Source organism: Paraburkholderia sp. BR13439 (assembly GCF_040948805.1).
Taxonomy (GTDB): Bacteria; Pseudomonadota; Gammaproteobacteria; order Burkholderiales; family Burkholderiaceae; genus Paraburkholderia; species Paraburkholderia youngii.
This window is the reverse complement of record NZ_JBFPKN010000019.1, coordinates 32,571-48,768: the sequence shown is the minus strand read 5'-3', so window position 1 is coordinate 48,768 and position 16,198 is coordinate 32,571. Positions and strand designations below refer to the sequence as shown.

Genomic DNA, 16,198 nt, shown 5'->3' with positions numbered 1-16,198 from the left:
GCGAAAAGCCACCCAATTGAATGGGATGCCGTGCCGCCGTCCCCGATGTGCAGTAACGCGGATCGCCTGCAACGCGAGCCAGCCCTGGATTGGTGCCGGACGTCCGGCAATCACGACTATTGTGCGAACCCAATGGACGCGTTGCGGCACCAACGTTCTTCTGGGGTGGCAGAGCCACCAGGGCGACAGGCAATCGATGTACGCCGATCGCTTGAACCTGATGGGTGTCTGGCGCGATCCGTCGCAGCCATGAATCGAAGAAACGGGTGCGCTCGGCTACTGCATTCGGTCAGTGCAATCGAAATCGGCTGCACACGCAGTCGAGGGTGTTGTTTGCTCACTTGACACCGGGTCCGCTAATGGGTGTCTACGATCTAAGTGCGGGCGATGTTCCGGACTTCACACTAGCGGATATGACCGGCGCTTTGATCTCGTCGTTTCTAGTTGGTAAGTTTTTCTCGCTAGCGATCATCGGATATCTGCTCTTTGCCGGGCTCTCGACTCGAAAAGCGATCACGGAGTTCTATTCGAACGATAAGGATGACTTTGATAAGAATGCGACATATCTCTTCCGGGGAAAATTTATCATTGGCGTGACGCTCCTGGATGTCATCCTGTGGGCTGGATTTTTATTCAAGCCTTTCGATATGCGGTTTGCTCCGACAACCCCAGGTGTCGCTGGCGTCGCATACAAGGTAGCGCTCTGGTCATCTGTTGCACTAGTGCTACTCGACTGGCGAAGGGGCCGTCGAGTGTTGAAATATCTCCTCTGTGGCGCGCTGGGAGGCGCAGTTGCATTTCTCGCAGTGCTCTTGATCGCATATTGGGCTGGCTTGGTCATCATTCCAGCGACACCGGGTGGATCCGCTGTCCAGCATCAGATTGTGCCAAGGTCATCCGCGTTTGTAGCCCTTATGATGGCGCAGTGTCAAAGTCTGCTCTCTGGCGACGCCGTTTTGACCACCGCTGTTTCGGTAGGCATCGCTGCGGCAGTAATCACAATTGCTCTTGGCTTGGCAACGCGCAAGCGTCGTGAGGCGAACCTCGCAGGAGAGACGCGGAGGTTGCTCGTCAGAAATGAAACCGCTAGGTTAGTCATAGCGAAACTCATTGCCACCGCTGTGTTTTGCTTTGTCTCAATGATTGGTGTGATCATTTTCCTGGTGATAATCGATGCTTCACCGAGGCGACCCAAGTTTACGTGGCTTTCGTTGGTGGAAGCCTCGTAATCATGCTGAACTGGGCGGCGTTTGCAGCTTCAGGCTGGAAGGCGCGCTCATGGCTAGCTCTCGCGACATTTGCCGTGGTTATTGTGTTCCTCCCGCTACAAGGTCGAAACGCGCTGATGTTGCCAAAAATGGTGGTTAATATGCTGGGTTTCGGAAACCGCCACGCGTCGACCGTTTCGCTTGCGGGATGTCAACATACTTGAGCGACTGGGTTCAACTGTAATGCTTGAACTGCTGGTAAAACGTTCAGATACAGTCGCAGAGGCGAAACACAAGGATGCACTGAAAGACCGTCATGCGACGGTGGCCACGGCGGCAACTGGGAAAGTGATAGACCGTGTGGGAGATGTTTTGTGGCTTTCCCAAACCCAGCCAGTCGACATCAATCAGGTTAAGGTCGCTCTTCCAAATGGATGTGATCAGCTACTTCTTGACAAGTTGCGTGCTCAGGACCAGAAGCGATCCGAGCAGTTAATGTGCATCAAGATCAGTGTTCCGAAAGCTGCGGTTGTTGGCCGAACAGTTGATGGTATCGCGACTTATAAAGGGCCTTTCACGAGTTATCTGAAAGTCCCATCGTGAGATTGGCGCAGCTCATCGTGTTGCAGGAGGGTTCACGATTTAGTGCTCTCGCACTTGCTCGAAAAATGCGGCGGACTGGGAAATCGCGGCGGCGTCCAGCGCTGTTTCACGGCGGTTAGATAACATTGATCAAAAGGCGGCGGGCGAAGACGCAGCAGGCTGGCGCATACGCTCGTCGGTTGGCGCAGCGAGCGCAGTTCAAGCTAGCTCGCTGGTATTTGGGAACAAAAAACACGTGGACGCGCGCGGTTGAGCTTCACGTTCTGGTCGATGCCAGTGATGGGGCGAGTCGACATGGCGCGTCCGCTGTGCGAGCGTCCGTGCAGCCCGCCGTTCGTGAGGTTTTCCTGCACGCGGTTGAATACGGTCCAGAGGTCGTCGCGGCGATCCTCGAAACGGCGGGGGCACCAGTAGCTGGCTTTCAGTGACGGGGGGCGGTGCCTCGGCGTCGGTGGGGTCGTAGCGCAGCGCAAGGGCGGAGCGGGCGAATGCATGCTGCTCGTCGCGGTTCAGCTCGACGTTGCGCATGCCGTCCTTCTGCTCGCGGATCAGGTCGAAGCCGTCGAGCACGTCGAATGCGCCATTGATCACGTTCTGGATGACGTTGCCTTTGTGTGGGACGCGGATGTCGGCGATGTTCTCGCCCGCGACCATGCCGTTCTGGCAGACAAACCGGAATGTGCCCGCCAGCATCTGGTAACTGCTGGTGCCGTCGTGCGAGTTCAGCAGCACCATTTCGTCGGCTTCCTCGCCGGAGATCTGGTCGGCGTGGCGAAGCCGCAGCATGTGTTTGGTGAATTCGCGCTTGCCCTGATCGCGTACGCGGGTCTGGCAGATCATGAACGGCTGAAACCCTTCGTTGCGCAGGCCGCGCAGGACGTCGATGGTGGGAATGTAGGTGTAGCGTTCGGAACGGCTTTCGTGCTTGCCGTGCGCGAAGATGGAGGGAGCAACCCGGCGAATCTGGTCGTCTGAGAGAGGCGACTCAGCGCGCAGCATCGGGGAGCCGTAATGGAAAGAGGAAGCGAGTTGCATGGCAATCTCCACAGTCAAGGTTGAGGACCTGAACCGGGCGAGGGGAGGTGTCTTGCTATTGCGGCTGGACACTTCCCGGTGGAACTCGGGGTTGGAGTTGCTACCGCCTGGCTCCCGGGTTCCCGCCAGTGCGACTGGAGGAGCCGACAGCGGGCGTGTGTCAAGGAAAAAGGCGAGGGAGGGGTGCGGGCAACACGGTCCATCGCCCCTTGATACGTGTCCGCTATCGGCTACGGTCGCGGGTCAAGGGCGGGAAGCTGGGAGCCGGCGCATGCCATGCCTCGGGTTGACCGGGCATGCAGGTGCGGTCCTACGGGCGCGGCCCCGTAGGCCACCTCTCGCTACAAAGCGATGGGGTTGACTGCTGTGCCTGGAGTGGGCGACCGACGACTGGGGCCGTCCGGTTATTCACGATCGTGGGTGTGTGCTGGCCAAAATGCGCCCGTGGTCCTCGGACTGATGGCAGTCATGTAGCCTTCCGCTCCCACGGCCGCGCGGCCGCCGGCCTCGCTTAGCGAAGGGATCGGGAACTTGCCGACACCGCGACGTGGGGCCGGTCTTCGGCCATAGCTGCCGCTGGCGCAACATTTGCCAATGGCCGCTGTGGTCATGCTTTGCTGACGTCAGACCCGTGACTCGGTCCTGTCGGGGCACGTCTCTAACCGGCGTTTAATTGCGCAAGTAATGCAGGGACTCCTGCATTCGGTCTCCATAAAACACCCGATCGTCCGTGTCAATTGCCTCGCAGTCGGGGGGCAAGCACGGTTCAGGCGCTGTTGGCACGACAGCAGCTGTCGATCACACGACCATCTGACAGGTCGAACACAAACGTATGGCTAGACTCGGATCTCTGAAGGGCGGCGCGCCGCCAACCAGATTATGGCCGCGCTGCAGAAATTGCCGGTCATGAAGCAGTCATTCGACGACTCCGTGCGTTTTCATTGCGAGCTTCATTTCCGAGACGCTCAATGGCAACACCGTAGGTTCAGCCGAACTCGCACCAAAACAGCGCGGGCTCATTGGCCGCTTTCGCGCATAACAACCAGCCGGTCGGAGAACGGTCCAGAATAAACTGTCTGAAAGTAGAGCGGACGGTTACGCAGCGTATATCCGCGCAATTCCATGATGAACCCTGGCTCGCCGCCTGCAATCTTCAACTCTTTCGCGACAACGTCAGGCAGCGTGTCAAACCGGATCCACTGGTCAACGTGCTGCGTCGGCAATGACAGACGCTGGGCGACGAGTTCTCGCAAGTTTCGTTCAAGTGCTGCGCGATCGAGCCCGCCCAGTTCCGAGAAATCTTCATCGCGCATCCAGAATTCGGTATATAGATCGAACCGGCCAGCCACGCTGATGACACGATCGATGCGGACGTACCCTTCGCCTCCCAGGAAGTCGGACCAAGGGCCTTTGCGCTTAAGGCGTTTGACTGAGCGCGGATGAACATAGGAGGGCAAGTCATTGCCGTCCGCATCGCGAAAGCGCAGATAGCGAACGTCTGCGGGTGCCACGCGCGCGCCCGACACGAATGTTCCGCGTCCCTGTTCGCGCGTGATGAGCCCGGAATGCACGAGTTGCATGAGCGCCTTCTGAACGGTGCCTACGCTCACGCCATGCTGGGCCGCCAGTTCCCCCTCCGAGGGGAGCCGGTCGCCCTCGCGAAGGCCCCCGGTTTCGATGTGCCGGATGATCGACTCCGACACCATGGATAGTTTTGTCATTTTTTTCCCAAACACTGCGTTGAAATCAGCCTGAACGATCTCCCTGACGGCGGGACGTGCCAGTGGAACATCCAACTCCTCACGCGCCTTATCAGGACGCCGGTCTAGCCGATGTAGTTCCTTTGCCACAACGAGTTGATATTGCCACACGCTGCAGCGTGGACGCATCACTTTGCCGAAGGGCCGGTGACCGCTTGCGCCGAAGCACGGAACCTGTGCATCGCTCGGGGTGGCTGTCCCCCTGAGACTTTCGGTGCGACAAGGTTAGTGATGTCTGCCCTTCGCGGAAAGCAGGTCAACCGTCGTCCGGAGTAGAGCGCCCCGAGGTCACCTTATCGTCAAGAACCCTAGGCTTGGAAACCGGGCGCAAATCCTATACATGAATGTAATGCTTAATTCCACTTAAATCAAGAGGAAATACTGTCTAACCAACATGTTCTATATAGGAGTTTCCCTTAACTCCTATATAGAAGAGTTGACTCGCGTGTGCGACGCGCCTTATCTTGCAGACATGGGGACGCAATGTGTTGGGCCACGCGGAATGAGGTTTTGATCAAATGAATGTGAAGTCCCACCTGGAGAAGATCGCGAGACTGGAGTTGCTGCGCAATCGCTTCGACCCGCTCGTCGACTTCGAACTTTGGTTTTGGGCCGGCATGACCGCAGGTACCCATGCGGTCAATGCCGCGCTCCATTGCGCAGGAATTACCGCGTGCGACGACATCCATCCGACGCAGCCGGGGGTTTATCTCGTGCCCCACGCCGACGGCTCGCTGACGACCGAATTCCGACCGCTCGGCGACATCCTTCATGTAGGTCGCCCGGTAATCGAGGCTGCGGTACCAGAAGACATCGAATCGATGATGCACCTGATGGAGACCGTAGAACGATACCGCGATCCGTGCGTGCGCGAAGGCCTGATACCGACGGCAGCCATCGTCGCCGAATGCGACGCAGCGCTTGCGCGGTGCCAGCGGCTTTTGAACGAGCGCCTGCAAGGAGACGCACATGGACATTGAGAAACATCTCGAAGCTGCACGGCGCATCGAGCAATCCCTGAAAAAGTGCGCCGACGACGACTGCGAAATGAAGATCGAGGGGGCGATGCTCGCAGGCACGCATTGGCTGAACGCAGCCCTGCACGGAACAGGTGCAACGGGTCCAGGCATCGACGTATTCCACACTTATCTACTGACGGTGAACGAGTACCGACGTCTATGCGTCGCCGACGGAGAGATGGTCAAGGCGCTCTCCGAAATCGAGGATTTGCGTCCGCCATACGTGCGCGGAAACCGGCCGGGGGCCAAGGCTGCAGCGGATCGAGCGCTCGAGTTGCTGTCGGTCATTCGTCGCAAGGCAGAAAACATCCGCTGACGCACTGATTGCGCGGCCGTATTCGATGGAAAAAAGCCATCGACACGGCGGTCCCAGCTATCGCTGGGCATGGTTGAGCCGCAAGAAAATCAATAAATACGGATCATACGCTTCGACGTACTAAGGACGCGTGCGAAAGGATTGTCGATGTATGGATCCGCTTCCGTACACCTTGCCTTGGCGCGCGGTGAACAGTCGTGAATTGGTGAAAGGTGAATTGCCTTCCACAGAAAAGGAGATCAAATGAAGAAGAAGGAGATAGCCGCCCTTGCGGCTTGCGCGATGACATCAGTACCGGTGTTTGCTCAAAACTCGGTCACGTTGTACGGGATCGTCGATACCGGAATTGAATACATCACGCATGCGACGCCAACGGGAGGAACCGTTGTGCGAATGCCAGTGATTGGCGGTGGCGACACGCCTTCGCGCTGGGGCATCAAAGGTACGGAGGACCTGGGCAACGGGTTAAGGGCCATTTTCACGTTAGAGAGTGGTTTTTCGATGTCGAATGGGTCGTTGCAGCAGGGCGGTCGGTTGTTCGGCCGGCAGGCTTACACCGGACTGGCTGGACCTTGGGGGCAAGTCTCCTTCGGGCGCCAGTACAGCATGACGGCTTGGGGAATGTATGATTCGAACATCCTTGGCGCAGGCGCGATGGGCGGTCTGGCTTCGTTCGATCCTTACCTGCTGGCGGCACGTTTCGATAGCGACGTAGTGTATCTCGGCACGTTCGCCGGCTTGACCGTAGGCGCGAGCTATTCGTTCGGTCGTGATTCGTCGCCGGCAGGCAATTGCCCAGGCCAGAGCGGCAATGATTTTCTTGCCTGTCGCGCTGTGTCCGCCATGCTCAAGTATGACGGCAACGCATGGGGCATCGCGACTACCTACGACGAACAGCGCGGCGGAGCCGGTGCGGCACCCGTAACGGTAGTTCCGGGCTTGCCTGGCATCGCTTTCACCAAGTCGGCCGATACTGATCGCCGATACCAGATTGCCGCAAAGCTGTTCGTCGGGCCCGTGCAACTGGGCGCGGGCTGGCTGCACCGGCGCATTCAGGGGGACGTGAGATCGGCCACTACCGACCTTGAATATCTTGGTGCGACCTACCCCTTTCACGCCTGGACTTTCGAAGCGCAGATCTCGCGGATCGACAACGCTGCGTTCGACGCCGACGGCACGCTCGGCACGGTGCGCGTCAACTACAACTTCAGCAAACGCACTGCGGTGTACAGCGTGCTCTCCTACATGAAGAACAACGGGAAGGGCGGCATCTATTCAGTCTCCGCGGCGAGCACGGTGCCTGCCGCGCCTGCGCCTGGCGCCAATCAGTTCGGAGCGGAAATCGGCATTCGCCACATGTTTTGAGGCGCTGGGCTTGGGCGCCGTCCGGCGGACTACGTGAGTGTACCCGCCGCGCGGATCAGCGCATGGGTGTGCGAACCGGCGGACCTGTAACAAGGAGAACCGAATCGGCGGCACGGCGTGGCTCGCGTATCGCGTGATCACCTTCGCAAGCCGTACCCCGCGCAATGTGAGAGCAGTCGAATCGCAACATATTTATGTAATGGACGCTCATTGCGAAGGGGTGACAGGATGGCTCGGCAGGGTATCCGACTCCTTGGGCCGCAGAGGTATGTTTCGACAGTGGTCGGCACCGGAATAAGCGGGGTTGCGGGCATTTTGCGCGGCACCTCGCATCTTCGCTCGACCACTCGCGGCAGAGTGCGGATGGGGCTGTACGGAAAAGTCGCTTTCCTCTCGGCTACGCTGCTCAGCATGGCTGTGGGTAGTCCACCATCGGCATATTGATGGACAAGTTCGGAATTCACCGAGTCATCGTCTGGTGTGGCGTCGCATTTTCATCTGCATGTCGAAGCAGGATGGACTTCCGTCGTTGACCGGAATCGTAGGCGGGACGTTACCAGGATTCCAGCGGCCGCATCGGGGCTGTTACGTCGTAACGCACGGCGATGCGTTTGCGCATTGCATCATTGAGAGCGTCACTTCCGAAACCCCACCCAGATCGCTGAGCTGATTCAACTGTGGCTCGCGAAGCAAGGGTTGGAAACTGGAGACCGGGCTAAGGCAGGCCCATCTCTTAGGCGCTTCGCGGGCATTCCGCCACACTTCGATGTGCGATTGACGATCGGCGTCGCATCGCTGCGACAGACGCCGGCACTGCGTATTGATGCAGCTGTACCTCAGAGAAAGTCGTTCTCGAAGGGCGTTTTTCCCTTTGCGCGAATTCAAATTTTATCTTCCGCCGATCACATTCGGCTCACAGTGCAACCGCGGCACCCGTTCTGCTCGCATTCTTTCTGCCCCACGCTAACCAGATTTCCCGCTTCCCCGACCTTGACCGGATTGGGCAAATCTCCCGGGGTAGCACCCGTTCAAGGGAAACACGCGGATGCATCGTCCCGCGCGACTCCGCCGGACGCCCGCAGCGCGCGCAAGCCCTTGGGTACCTTCTGACGCTAGAGCGCGCCGCGTCAGCTTTCGATAGCAACAGCCGGCGACATCGCAGCCTGTGAGCGAGAGACTCAAACCAGATCTGATCGGAGCGAACCAATGCAGCAGTCAACGGTAGAAAGTCCGTTCGAACCTCTTGCTGAATTTGTTGCACGGCACGAGGAGATCGGATCGTATTCAGACGGCGGACTCGTGCAGGCCGCCGTCGACGAGTTCCAGCTATGCGATCCAGCAACGGGGAAAAGTCCGTCGGCTATCGGGCCGGTGGCGCCGCCGATGCGCAGCAGCGTGAATCTTCGCACATGAAGCGCAAAAGGAAGCGTATGGGAAGACGCATGTGGCGCGCCCCCCAATCCTGTTGCCGCCAGAGTGAGGAAGGACAACGGGCCGCTCGCTCCGAAGCGACCTCGACTCGCGAGCCGATTTGCGATAGCTGCTAGCAAAGCTGGGATAGCCGCGGAAATGTTTGAGTTCTTCCTTGGGTGGGCCGACCAGTTCGACGGCCAGCTGTTCCGCGCGTCGACCACGCATGTGAATTGCACCCGCCGCTAGCCGTACTGCGCGATTCTATGCGTCGCACCGTGGCGTTTCCGCATTCTGTCGTTTGGTTAGCAGGTAATCCGACCGTTGCTCCAGAAACGCCGTGCAACTCGAATTTTCCGAACTGACACCGTTCACGTCGCTCACGGTCGTCATGCTCGCGAGACAAACCGGCTTACCGGTAATGCCTGATCAATGCGCTGGCGGGCTGCGGTTACACCAACGGCATCTGGCGATCGCAGACGGAGACTTGAACACCGCAACCGGCCGTTGGCATATCGTACGCACGTAGGGTTGCGGCGGGTTCCTGGATAGATTCGCCACTGGCGGTATGGTGCGGCGTCACATTCGTTTGATGGAAATGCACGGCTCATGTTCTCCAGCGACAGAGATGGCCTTGCAGTGCGCTCCCGCTGCTTGTTGGGAGCGCACTAAAGCAGACATGCACCAGCCTTTCGAAAACTATGCCAGCCGACGTCCCTTCGTTTCGTGAACCATCGCGAGACCGACGAGCGATATCAAACCGCAGCCGATCACATAGTAAGCGGGGGCGTTGGGATCCTTTGTCAAATGGATCAGCAAGGTCGAGAAGAATTGCGAGAAGCTCCCAAAGATCACGACTGCAACGTAGTAGCTGACCGACAATCCCGTCGCACGCAGCCGCTGCGGCAGCACCTCGCTGACCAGCACCAGGGTCGAGGCGGAGGTCATGGCCATCGGTACGGCGAGGAAGCCGGCGACGATCAGCAGGCAAGTCAGAGAATGCAGGTTATTGAGCGCATAAAACGCCGGATAGATCATGGCCAGCATCGCGACGCGTGACCACCACACGACCTTGCGGCGCCCGATGCGATCGCTGAGCCAGCCGGCGAACGGTGAGAGCAGGGTAAGCGCCACCGAGCCCACGAAGCCTGCCCAGATCGATTGCGAAAGCGGAAGGTGAAGCTGGATCGCGCCGTAATTGGGGAGATAGAAAACAACGATATGCACGGCCGATGCCAGTCCAATCATCAGCAGCACACTGGCAACGAGCTCCCGCCGGTGCTCCTTCAGCAGGCGGCCGTGGGAGATCGCGTCGCTTTCGCCCCACTTGGTGGGAACCAGCGTCTCGTCCAGACGGGAGCGGATCATCACGCTGAGCGGAATCACCAGAATGCCGATTACGAACGAAATGCGCCAACCCCACGATGACAGCGCGGACTGCGGCAGAAAGTTGGTCAATGAAAGAGCAACGAGGGCCGCGAAGATCGCCGCGAGACCCTGACTGAAGGGCTGCCAGCTCGTATAGAACCCGCGTGACTTATCGTCGGCGTATTCGAGCAACATCGCGCTAGCCGGTCCCATCTCGCCGCCAATCGCGAAACCCTGAAGCAGACGTGCGATCGTCATGATGACCGGCGCGGCCAGACCGATCTGGGCGTAGGTTGGTGCCAGCACGAGCATCGTGGCGCTCAACGCCATCAGCCACAGGGTGAGCACCACGGCAGGCTTGCGGCCGACGCGGTCGGCGTAGGCGCCGATCACCAATCCGCCAATCGGTCGCATCAGATAGCCGACGCCGAAGGCGGCAAAAGAGAACAGTAACTGGCCGAGAGGGTCGGTCAGTGGAAAATATTGTGGACCGATCAGCGTGGCAAAGAAGTTGTAGACGACCGAGTCGTAGAGTTCGAGACCGCTGCCAACCGTGATGGCACCAATAGCCCACGGTTTCGACAACGGTTTGCTGGATGAGACGGCTGAAGTCATCGACGGCGAAGACGTGCTGATGACGGAACGATGATGAGGCATGGTGTCTCCAGGATTTTTGTCAGGCGTCAGCCGGCATCTGTGTGATGGCTGACGGGACCGGCGAAGCCGCGTGCCGGCTGGCCGCGGCCTGATGAGCGCATCAGGCCGCGGCAGGTTGCTTCACTCAATTTGCGCTTTGTTCGAGCGCCACAGACGTTCGTTGCGGAGCGCGTTCGCCATCGCGCCATTGGCGCATCAAGCCTGCCCAGCGAACCCGTGCGGCATCGAGGTTGCGGGCTTTGACGTGGCCGTAACCGCGGATGATCTCGGGAAGGGCCGCGATCTCGAGCGCCAGCTCGAGGTTGTCCTCCGAAAGCGTCTGCAAAAGTTCCTCGATCCAGGCGCGGTATTCCGCGATCAGCGCACGTTCGGTGCGACGCTCGGCGGTGTATCCGAACGGGTCGAGGGCGGTTCCGCGCATGCTCCTGAACGCTGCCAGGCCGCGGAACGCGCTACGAACCCAAGGTCCGAAGGCTCGCTTGACATGCTCGCCCTTCGCATTGCGCTTCGACAGGAGCGGCGGTGCGAGGTGGTGCACGAGCTTGTAGTCGCCCTCGAACATCTCCGCGACCTTGCTCGTGAATGCCGCGTCGGTATGCAGGCGCGCCACCTCGTACTCGTCCTTGTACGCCATCAGTTTGAACAGGTAACGCGCGACGGTTCTGGTGAGCCGATCGCTGCCAAAGCGGCACTCGGCCTCCTGCACTGTTGCGATGAACGCATCGTAACGAGCGGCATAAGCCTGGCTCTGATAGCCAACCAGAAACGCCGATCGCTTTTCGATGAACTCGGCGAGCGACGGCTTCTTCGCGAACTGGATCACCTGGGAGTCAGCGGAGCGCACCGGCACCCTGTTGAGGTTGTGGGCGCAATGCCGGCCCCACTCGAAGGCAGCCTTGTTGCTCTCGATCTGCACGCCATTGAGTTCGATCGCACGCATCAGCGCGGCCCGCGTGAGCGGCACGCGGCCCTTCTGCCACGCGTAGCCCAGCAGCATCAGGTTCGAGTAGATCGACTGGCCGAGCAGTTGTGTGGCCATGCGCTCGGCGTCGAAAACGCCCACTTGGCCGGGGCCTGCGCCTTGCAGGATCGCCGCGATGGACTGGTCGGTACCGGCTTGCCAGTCAGGATTGCGCACGAAAGCCGCGGTCGGCGTCACGTGGCTATTGAGCACCACATAAGTGCGCCCCGGATGCATGGTGGACAAGGTGAATTTGTTCGCGCCCACCACCGTGTCGCAAGCCAGCACGAGATCGGCCGAAGCGGTATCGACCCGGGTCGCGTGCAGGGTGTTGTCGTCACTTGCGATCTGGATGTGGCTCCAGGTGGCGCCGCCCATCTGCGCCATGCCGGTCGCATCCTGGGTGGTCACGTACTTGCCTTCGAGGTGTGCGGCCATGCCGAGCACCTGGCCGATCGTGACGATGCCCGTACCGCCGACGCCGGCCACCAGGATGCGCCGCGCGATGGCAGCGTCGGGCAGCGTCGGCTCGGGCAGGGCCGGCATATCGGAAAGCTTCGCGCTGCGCGCTGCCGCGGGCTTCTTGAGCTGGCCGCCTTCGACCGTGACGAAGCTCGGGCAGAAACCCTTCACGCAGGAGAAGTCCTTGTTGCACGTGTTCTGATTGATCTGGCGTTTGCGGCCGAACTCGGTCTCGAGCGGTTGAACGGCGACGCAGTTGCTTTCGACCGAGCAATCACCGCAGCCTTCGCACACGAGCTCGTTGATGACCACGCGCTTTTCCGGATCCGGCATCGTTCCGCGCTTGCGTTCGCGACGCTTCTTGGTGGCGCAGACCTGGTCGTAGATGATCGCGGTGGCGCCCTCTAGCTCGCGCAGCTCGCGCTGCACGTCATCGAGTGCGTCACGATGGCGTACCGTGACGCCGGGCGCGAGATCGGTCACGCCCGCGTACTTCTCGGGCTCATCGGTTACCACTACGGTGCGCTTCACGCCCTCGGCGGCAAGCTCGCGGGTCATGCCCGGCACGTCGAGCTGACCGTCGACGGGTTGGCCGCCCGTCATCGCCACGGCGCTATTGAACAGGATCTTGTAGGTGATGTTGACCCCGGCATTGACCGACTGGCGGATGGCGAGCAGGCCTGAGTGGTTATACGTGCCGTCGCCCAGATTGGCGAACACGTGGGCGCGCTTGCTGAACGGCGCCTGTCCCATCCAGGACACGCCTTCGCCGCCCATCTGCGACCAGGACGTGGTCGAGCGGTCCATCCAGATCGCCATGCCATGACAGCCGATCCCGGCGGTGGCGAGCGATCCCTCCGGAACTCGGGTGCTGGTGTTGTGCGGGCAGCCGGGGCAGAACCATGGCAGGCGGTCCGCGCCGCCGCTCGCGCCTTCGGCGGCGGTACGTTCGGCCGCGTCGATCTGCGCGAGGCGCTGGTCCATGCGGGCGACCACGTCCGCTGGCACGCCGAGCTTCTTCAGACGCCCAGAGATCGCCCTGGCGACCATCGCGGGCGTGAGATCGGCCTTCGCGCGCAGCAGCCAGTCGTCGCCCGGCCTGCCGTGGCTCCATTCGCCGCCGGTGTCTTCACCGTCGGCACGACCGTACTTGCCGAGCACGATCGGCCGCGTGTCCGGGTTGCAGTGATAAAGCTCGTCCTTCAACTGCTGTTCGATCAGCGAGCGCTTTTCCTCGACCACGAGGATTTCACGCAGGCCGCGCGCGAACTCGCGTACGCCCTGAGGTTCGAGCGGCCATACCACGCTGACCTTGTGCAGCCGGATGCCGAGCTCGCGGCACAGTGCGTCGGTGAGTCCAAGGTCGATTAGCGCCTGGCGCGTGTCGTTGTAGGCCTTGCCGCTCGCGATGATGCCGAGGCGATCGTGCGGACCTTCGATGACATTGTGGTTGAGCCGGTTCGCACGGATATAGGCGAGCGCGGCCGGCCACTTGTACTCCATCATCCGGGCTTCCTGCGTGAGCGGGGCGTCCGGCCAGCGGATCTGCAGGCCGTCTTGCGGCACCGCGAAGTCTTCGGGCAGGAGGATGCTCACCCGGTCGACAGCGGTCAGCACCGATGAGCCGGACTCGACCACTTCCTGCACGGTCTTCATGCCTGCCCACAAGCCGCTGAAGCGGCTCATCGCGAAGGCATGCACACCGAGGTCCAGGATGTCCTGCACGTTCGCGGGAAAGAACACCGGCAGTCCGGCAGCGATGAACGTGTGGTCACTCTGATGCGCGAGCGTGCTGCTCTTCGAGACGTGGTCGTCCCCGGCCAGCGCGATCACGCCACCGAGGGGCGCGGTGCCCGCGAGGTTCGCGTGTTTGAGGGCGTCGCCGCTGCGGTCGACACCGGGACCCTTGCCGTACCAGATGCCGAACACGCCATCGTACTTCTTGCTCGCCGGATCGAACTCGAGCTGCTGCGAACCCCAAACCGCCGTGACGCCGAGTTCTTCGTTGACGCCAGGTTTGAACACGACATGGTTGTTAGCAAGGTGCTTCTTCGCCTGCCACAGCGCCTGGTCATACGTGCCGAGCGGTGAGCCCCGGTAGCCGGAGATGAACGCGGCGGTATTGTGGCCGCCTTGCGCATCGCGTGCGCGCTGCACGAGCGGCAGGCGCACGAGTGCCTGGACGCCGCTCATGAAGGCACGCCCGGAATCCAGCGCGTACTTGTCGTCGAGCGTGACGGCCTGCATGGCCTCACGGTTTGCTTCTGAGAGTGGGGCATTCATTGCTTTACTCGTCAATTGATGTTGTCAGGGGCAGGGCGGTTGCGCGGGAAAGCGCACGCCAAGCTGCTCGCCAAGTGCGGCCAGTTCGTCGGCGATTGCTGCGGGCAGCGTCATGCCGTGTTCGCGGGCTTCGCGCTCGAGCACATCGCCACGCGCACCCGGCAGCCGTGCGTCAACACCTGCTGTCACGTAGGTCTGTGTCCACTGGCGCATGTACTCGTCGAAGGCCTCACGTCCCGTATAGGATTCGGGACGCACGAGCCAGAGGAATGCGTCCTGCATCGCCTCGCCGCGTGGCGCGCTGAGTGAGCCCGCGGTAGCGGCGAGGGCGCCCGCCAGACACTCCACCATCATGGCGATGCCCATGCCCTTATGCCCGCTCATCGGCATCAGGGAGCCTTCGAGCGCGCACTGCGGATCCGTGGTGGGCCGGCCTTGTGAGTCGAGCGCCCAGCCTTCGGGAATGGACTTGCCCTCGCGGGCGGCGAGCAGAATGTGGCCGCGCGCCGCCACGCTGCAGGCCACGTCGAAGACGATCGGCGCTTGTCCTGGCAAAGGGCAGCCAAAGGCGATCGGGTTGTGTCCGATCGCCGGGCCGCGAAAGCCTTCGAGCGCGAGCGCCGGCGGCGTGTGCTGCCCCATCACGCTGAAGGCGCCTGCTTCGGCGGCCAGCAGCGTGTGGATGCCGAGAGCCCCGAGATGGCCGCACGACTGCATCACGACGAGCACGGAGGCGCTCGTGTTCAGCGCTTCGAGCGCAAGGCGCACGGCGTGCGGGCCGGCAATCTGTCCCATTGCGCCGTCGGCGTTCAGCACGATGCCGCCCGGGAAAGCCCGATGCGACATCGTGGGCTTCGGATTGAACTCCCTGTTCTTCAGCCGGTTCACGTAGGACGAAAGACGCGTCATGCCATGCGTCTTGTAGCCCCTTAGCTCGCTGCGAACGAGGATCGACGCAGCTTCCGCGGCGTGATCCCGTGGTACGCCGCACGTTTCGAAAATCCGCGCGGTCCATTGCCCGATGGTGTCAGGTGACCAATGCGTGCTCATTGCCCGTTCTCCCGCTCGATGACAAGACGCTCCTGAAACGGCCCGGCATAGACGGACTGGTAGTAGAGCGGCCGATTGCGCAGCGTGTAGCCGCGCAATTCCTTGATTAAGCCTGCCTGGCCGGTTGCGATCATCAGTTCCTGAGCGACGGCCGCGGGCAGTTCGCCAAACCGGATCCACTGATCCACGCGCAAGGTGGGCAGCGAAAGCCGTTGACCCACGAGTTCGCGGAGGTTTTTCTCGAGTGCGGAGCGGTCGAGGCCACCCAGCTCCGCGAAGTCTTCCTCTCGCAGCCAGAATTCGCTGTAGAGGTCGAACCGCCCTCCGACGTTGATCATGCGCTCGATTCGCACGAAGCCGTCGCCGCCCAGAAACTCCGACCACGGCCCCTTGCGTGTCGTGCGCTTGACGGAGCGCGCGTGGACATAGCAAGGCAGATCGTTGCCGTCCGCGCCGCGAAAGCGCAGGTAGCGAACGTCCGCGGGAGCCACGCGCGTGCCCGACACGAAGGTGCCGCGGCCCTGCTCGCGCGTGATCAGCCCGGAGTGCGAGAGCTGGGTGAGCGCCTTCTGGATCGTGCCGACGCTTACATGGTGCCGTGCCGCCAGCTCGCCTTCGGAAGGAAGGCGATCACCCTCGCGCAATGACCCCGATTCGATATCGCGGATGATGGCATCCGACACCATGGACAGTTTTGTCAT

Annotated in this window: 11 protein-coding genes and 1 pseudogene; 6 read left to right on the top strand and 6 right to left on the bottom strand. The window is 61.0% G+C overall.

What is annotated here, in order from left to right; translation table 11 throughout:
• Positions 1 to 359 precede the first annotated feature (359 nt).
• On the top strand, positions 360 to 1,229 hold the full coding sequence (locus AB3X96_RS30610; RefSeq protein ID WP_368592648.1) for a hypothetical protein: 870 nt from the start codon (positions 360 to 362) through the stop codon (positions 1,227 to 1,229).
• Positions 1,230 to 1,451: 222 nt separating this feature from the next.
• A complete protein-coding gene (locus tag AB3X96_RS30605; protein ID WP_368592647.1) occupies positions 1,452 to 1,811 on the top strand; it encodes a hypothetical protein in 360 nt (119 codons plus the stop codon).
• 203 nt (positions 1,812 to 2,014) lie between these two features.
• Here AB3X96_RS30605 and AB3X96_RS30600 read toward each other — a convergent pair.
• Positions 2,015 to 2,846, bottom strand: a pseudogene (locus tag AB3X96_RS30600) (DUF932 domain-containing protein).
• A gap of 1,016 nt (positions 2,847 to 3,862) precedes the next feature.
• Positions 3,863 to 4,567, bottom strand: a complete 705-nt coding sequence (locus tag AB3X96_RS30595; protein ID WP_368592710.1) for a GntR family transcriptional regulator — start codon at positions 4,565 to 4,567, stop codon at positions 3,863 to 3,865.
• A gap of 557 nt (positions 4,568 to 5,124) precedes the next feature.
• Here AB3X96_RS30595 and AB3X96_RS30590 point away from each other — a divergent pair.
• The 4 genes from AB3X96_RS30590 to AB3X96_RS30575 all read left to right on the top strand — a co-directional run bounded on the left by AB3X96_RS30590 (position 5,125) and on the right by AB3X96_RS30575 (position 8,719).
• Complete coding sequence (locus AB3X96_RS30590) at positions 5,125 to 5,586, top strand: hypothetical protein (protein ID WP_368592646.1); 462 nt, start codon at positions 5,125 to 5,127, stop codon at positions 5,584 to 5,586.
• Positions 5,576 to 5,941, top strand: coding sequence for a hypothetical protein (locus AB3X96_RS30585; RefSeq protein ID WP_368592645.1), 366 nt, complete (start codon positions 5,576 to 5,578; stop codon positions 5,939 to 5,941). The genes AB3X96_RS30590 and AB3X96_RS30585 overlap by 11 nt, the downstream gene beginning before the upstream one ends.
• 243 nt (positions 5,942 to 6,184) lie before the next feature.
• Positions 6,185 to 7,306 carry a porin gene (locus AB3X96_RS30580; RefSeq protein WP_368592644.1) on the top strand — a complete coding sequence of 374 codons (1,122 nt, stop codon included), beginning with the start codon at positions 6,185 to 6,187 and terminating at the stop codon, positions 7,304 to 7,306.
• Between the two features lie 1,206 nt (positions 7,307 to 8,512).
• Positions 8,513 to 8,719 carry a hypothetical protein gene (locus AB3X96_RS30575; RefSeq protein ID WP_368592643.1) on the top strand — a complete coding sequence of 69 codons (207 nt, stop codon included), beginning with the start codon at positions 8,513 to 8,515 and terminating at the stop codon, positions 8,717 to 8,719.
• Positions 8,720 to 9,415: 696 nt separating this feature from the next.
• On the opposite strand, the gene AB3X96_RS30570 is transcribed toward AB3X96_RS30575, so the two are convergent.
• The 4 genes from AB3X96_RS30570 to AB3X96_RS30555 form a co-directional block, all read right to left on the bottom strand.
• A complete protein-coding gene (locus AB3X96_RS30570; RefSeq protein ID WP_368592709.1) occupies positions 9,416 to 10,699 on the bottom strand; it encodes an MFS transporter in 1,284 nt (427 codons plus the stop codon).
• Positions 10,700 to 10,865: 166 nt separating this feature from the next.
• A complete protein-coding gene (locus AB3X96_RS30565; protein ID WP_368592642.1) occupies positions 10,866 to 14,447 on the bottom strand; it encodes an indolepyruvate ferredoxin oxidoreductase family protein in 3,582 nt (1,193 codons plus the stop codon).
• A 24-nt stretch (positions 14,448 to 14,471) separates the two neighbouring features.
• Complete coding sequence (locus tag AB3X96_RS30560; protein ID WP_368592641.1) at positions 14,472 to 15,497, bottom strand: Ldh family oxidoreductase; 1,026 nt, start codon at positions 15,495 to 15,497, stop codon at positions 14,472 to 14,474.
• On the bottom strand, positions 15,494 to 16,198 hold the full coding sequence (locus tag AB3X96_RS30555) for a GntR family transcriptional regulator (RefSeq protein WP_368592640.1): 705 nt from the start codon (positions 16,196 to 16,198) through the stop codon (positions 15,494 to 15,496). Before AB3X96_RS30555 ends, AB3X96_RS30560 begins: the two co-directional genes overlap by 4 nt.

Excerpts from the sequence above, each read along its gene's own strand:
- AB3X96_RS30585 (WP_368592645.1), top strand. The coding sequence starts at position 5,576 with ATGGACATTGAGAAACATCTCGAAGCTGCACGGCGCATCGAGCAATCC.
- AB3X96_RS30555 (WP_368592640.1), bottom strand. The coding sequence starts at position 16,198 with ATGACAAAACTGTCCATGGTGTCGGATGCCATCATCCGCGATATCGAA.
- AB3X96_RS30610 (WP_368592648.1), top strand. The coding sequence starts at position 360 with ATGGGTGTCTACGATCTAAGTGCGGGCGATGTTCCGGACTTCACACTA.
- AB3X96_RS30570 (WP_368592709.1), bottom strand. The coding sequence starts at position 10,699 with ATGACTTCAGCCGTCTCATCCAGCAAACCGTTGTCGAAACCGTGGGCT.
- AB3X96_RS30575 (WP_368592643.1), top strand. The coding sequence starts at position 8,513 with ATGCAGCAGTCAACGGTAGAAAGTCCGTTCGAACCTCTTGCTGAATTT.
- AB3X96_RS30580 (WP_368592644.1), top strand. The coding sequence starts at position 6,185 with ATGAAGAAGAAGGAGATAGCCGCCCTTGCGGCTTGCGCGATGACATCA.
- AB3X96_RS30590 (WP_368592646.1), top strand. The coding sequence starts at position 5,125 with ATGAATGTGAAGTCCCACCTGGAGAAGATCGCGAGACTGGAGTTGCTG.
- AB3X96_RS30605 (WP_368592647.1), top strand. The coding sequence starts at position 1,452 with ATGCTTGAACTGCTGGTAAAACGTTCAGATACAGTCGCAGAGGCGAAA.
- AB3X96_RS30565 (WP_368592642.1), bottom strand. The coding sequence starts at position 14,447 with ATGAATGCCCCACTCTCAGAAGCAAACCGTGAGGCCATGCAGGCCGTC.
- AB3X96_RS30595 (WP_368592710.1), bottom strand. The coding sequence starts at position 4,567 with ATGACAAAACTATCCATGGTGTCGGAGTCGATCATCCGGCACATCGAA.
- AB3X96_RS30560 (WP_368592641.1), bottom strand. The coding sequence starts at position 15,497 with ATGAGCACGCATTGGTCACCTGACACCATCGGGCAATGGACCGCGCGG.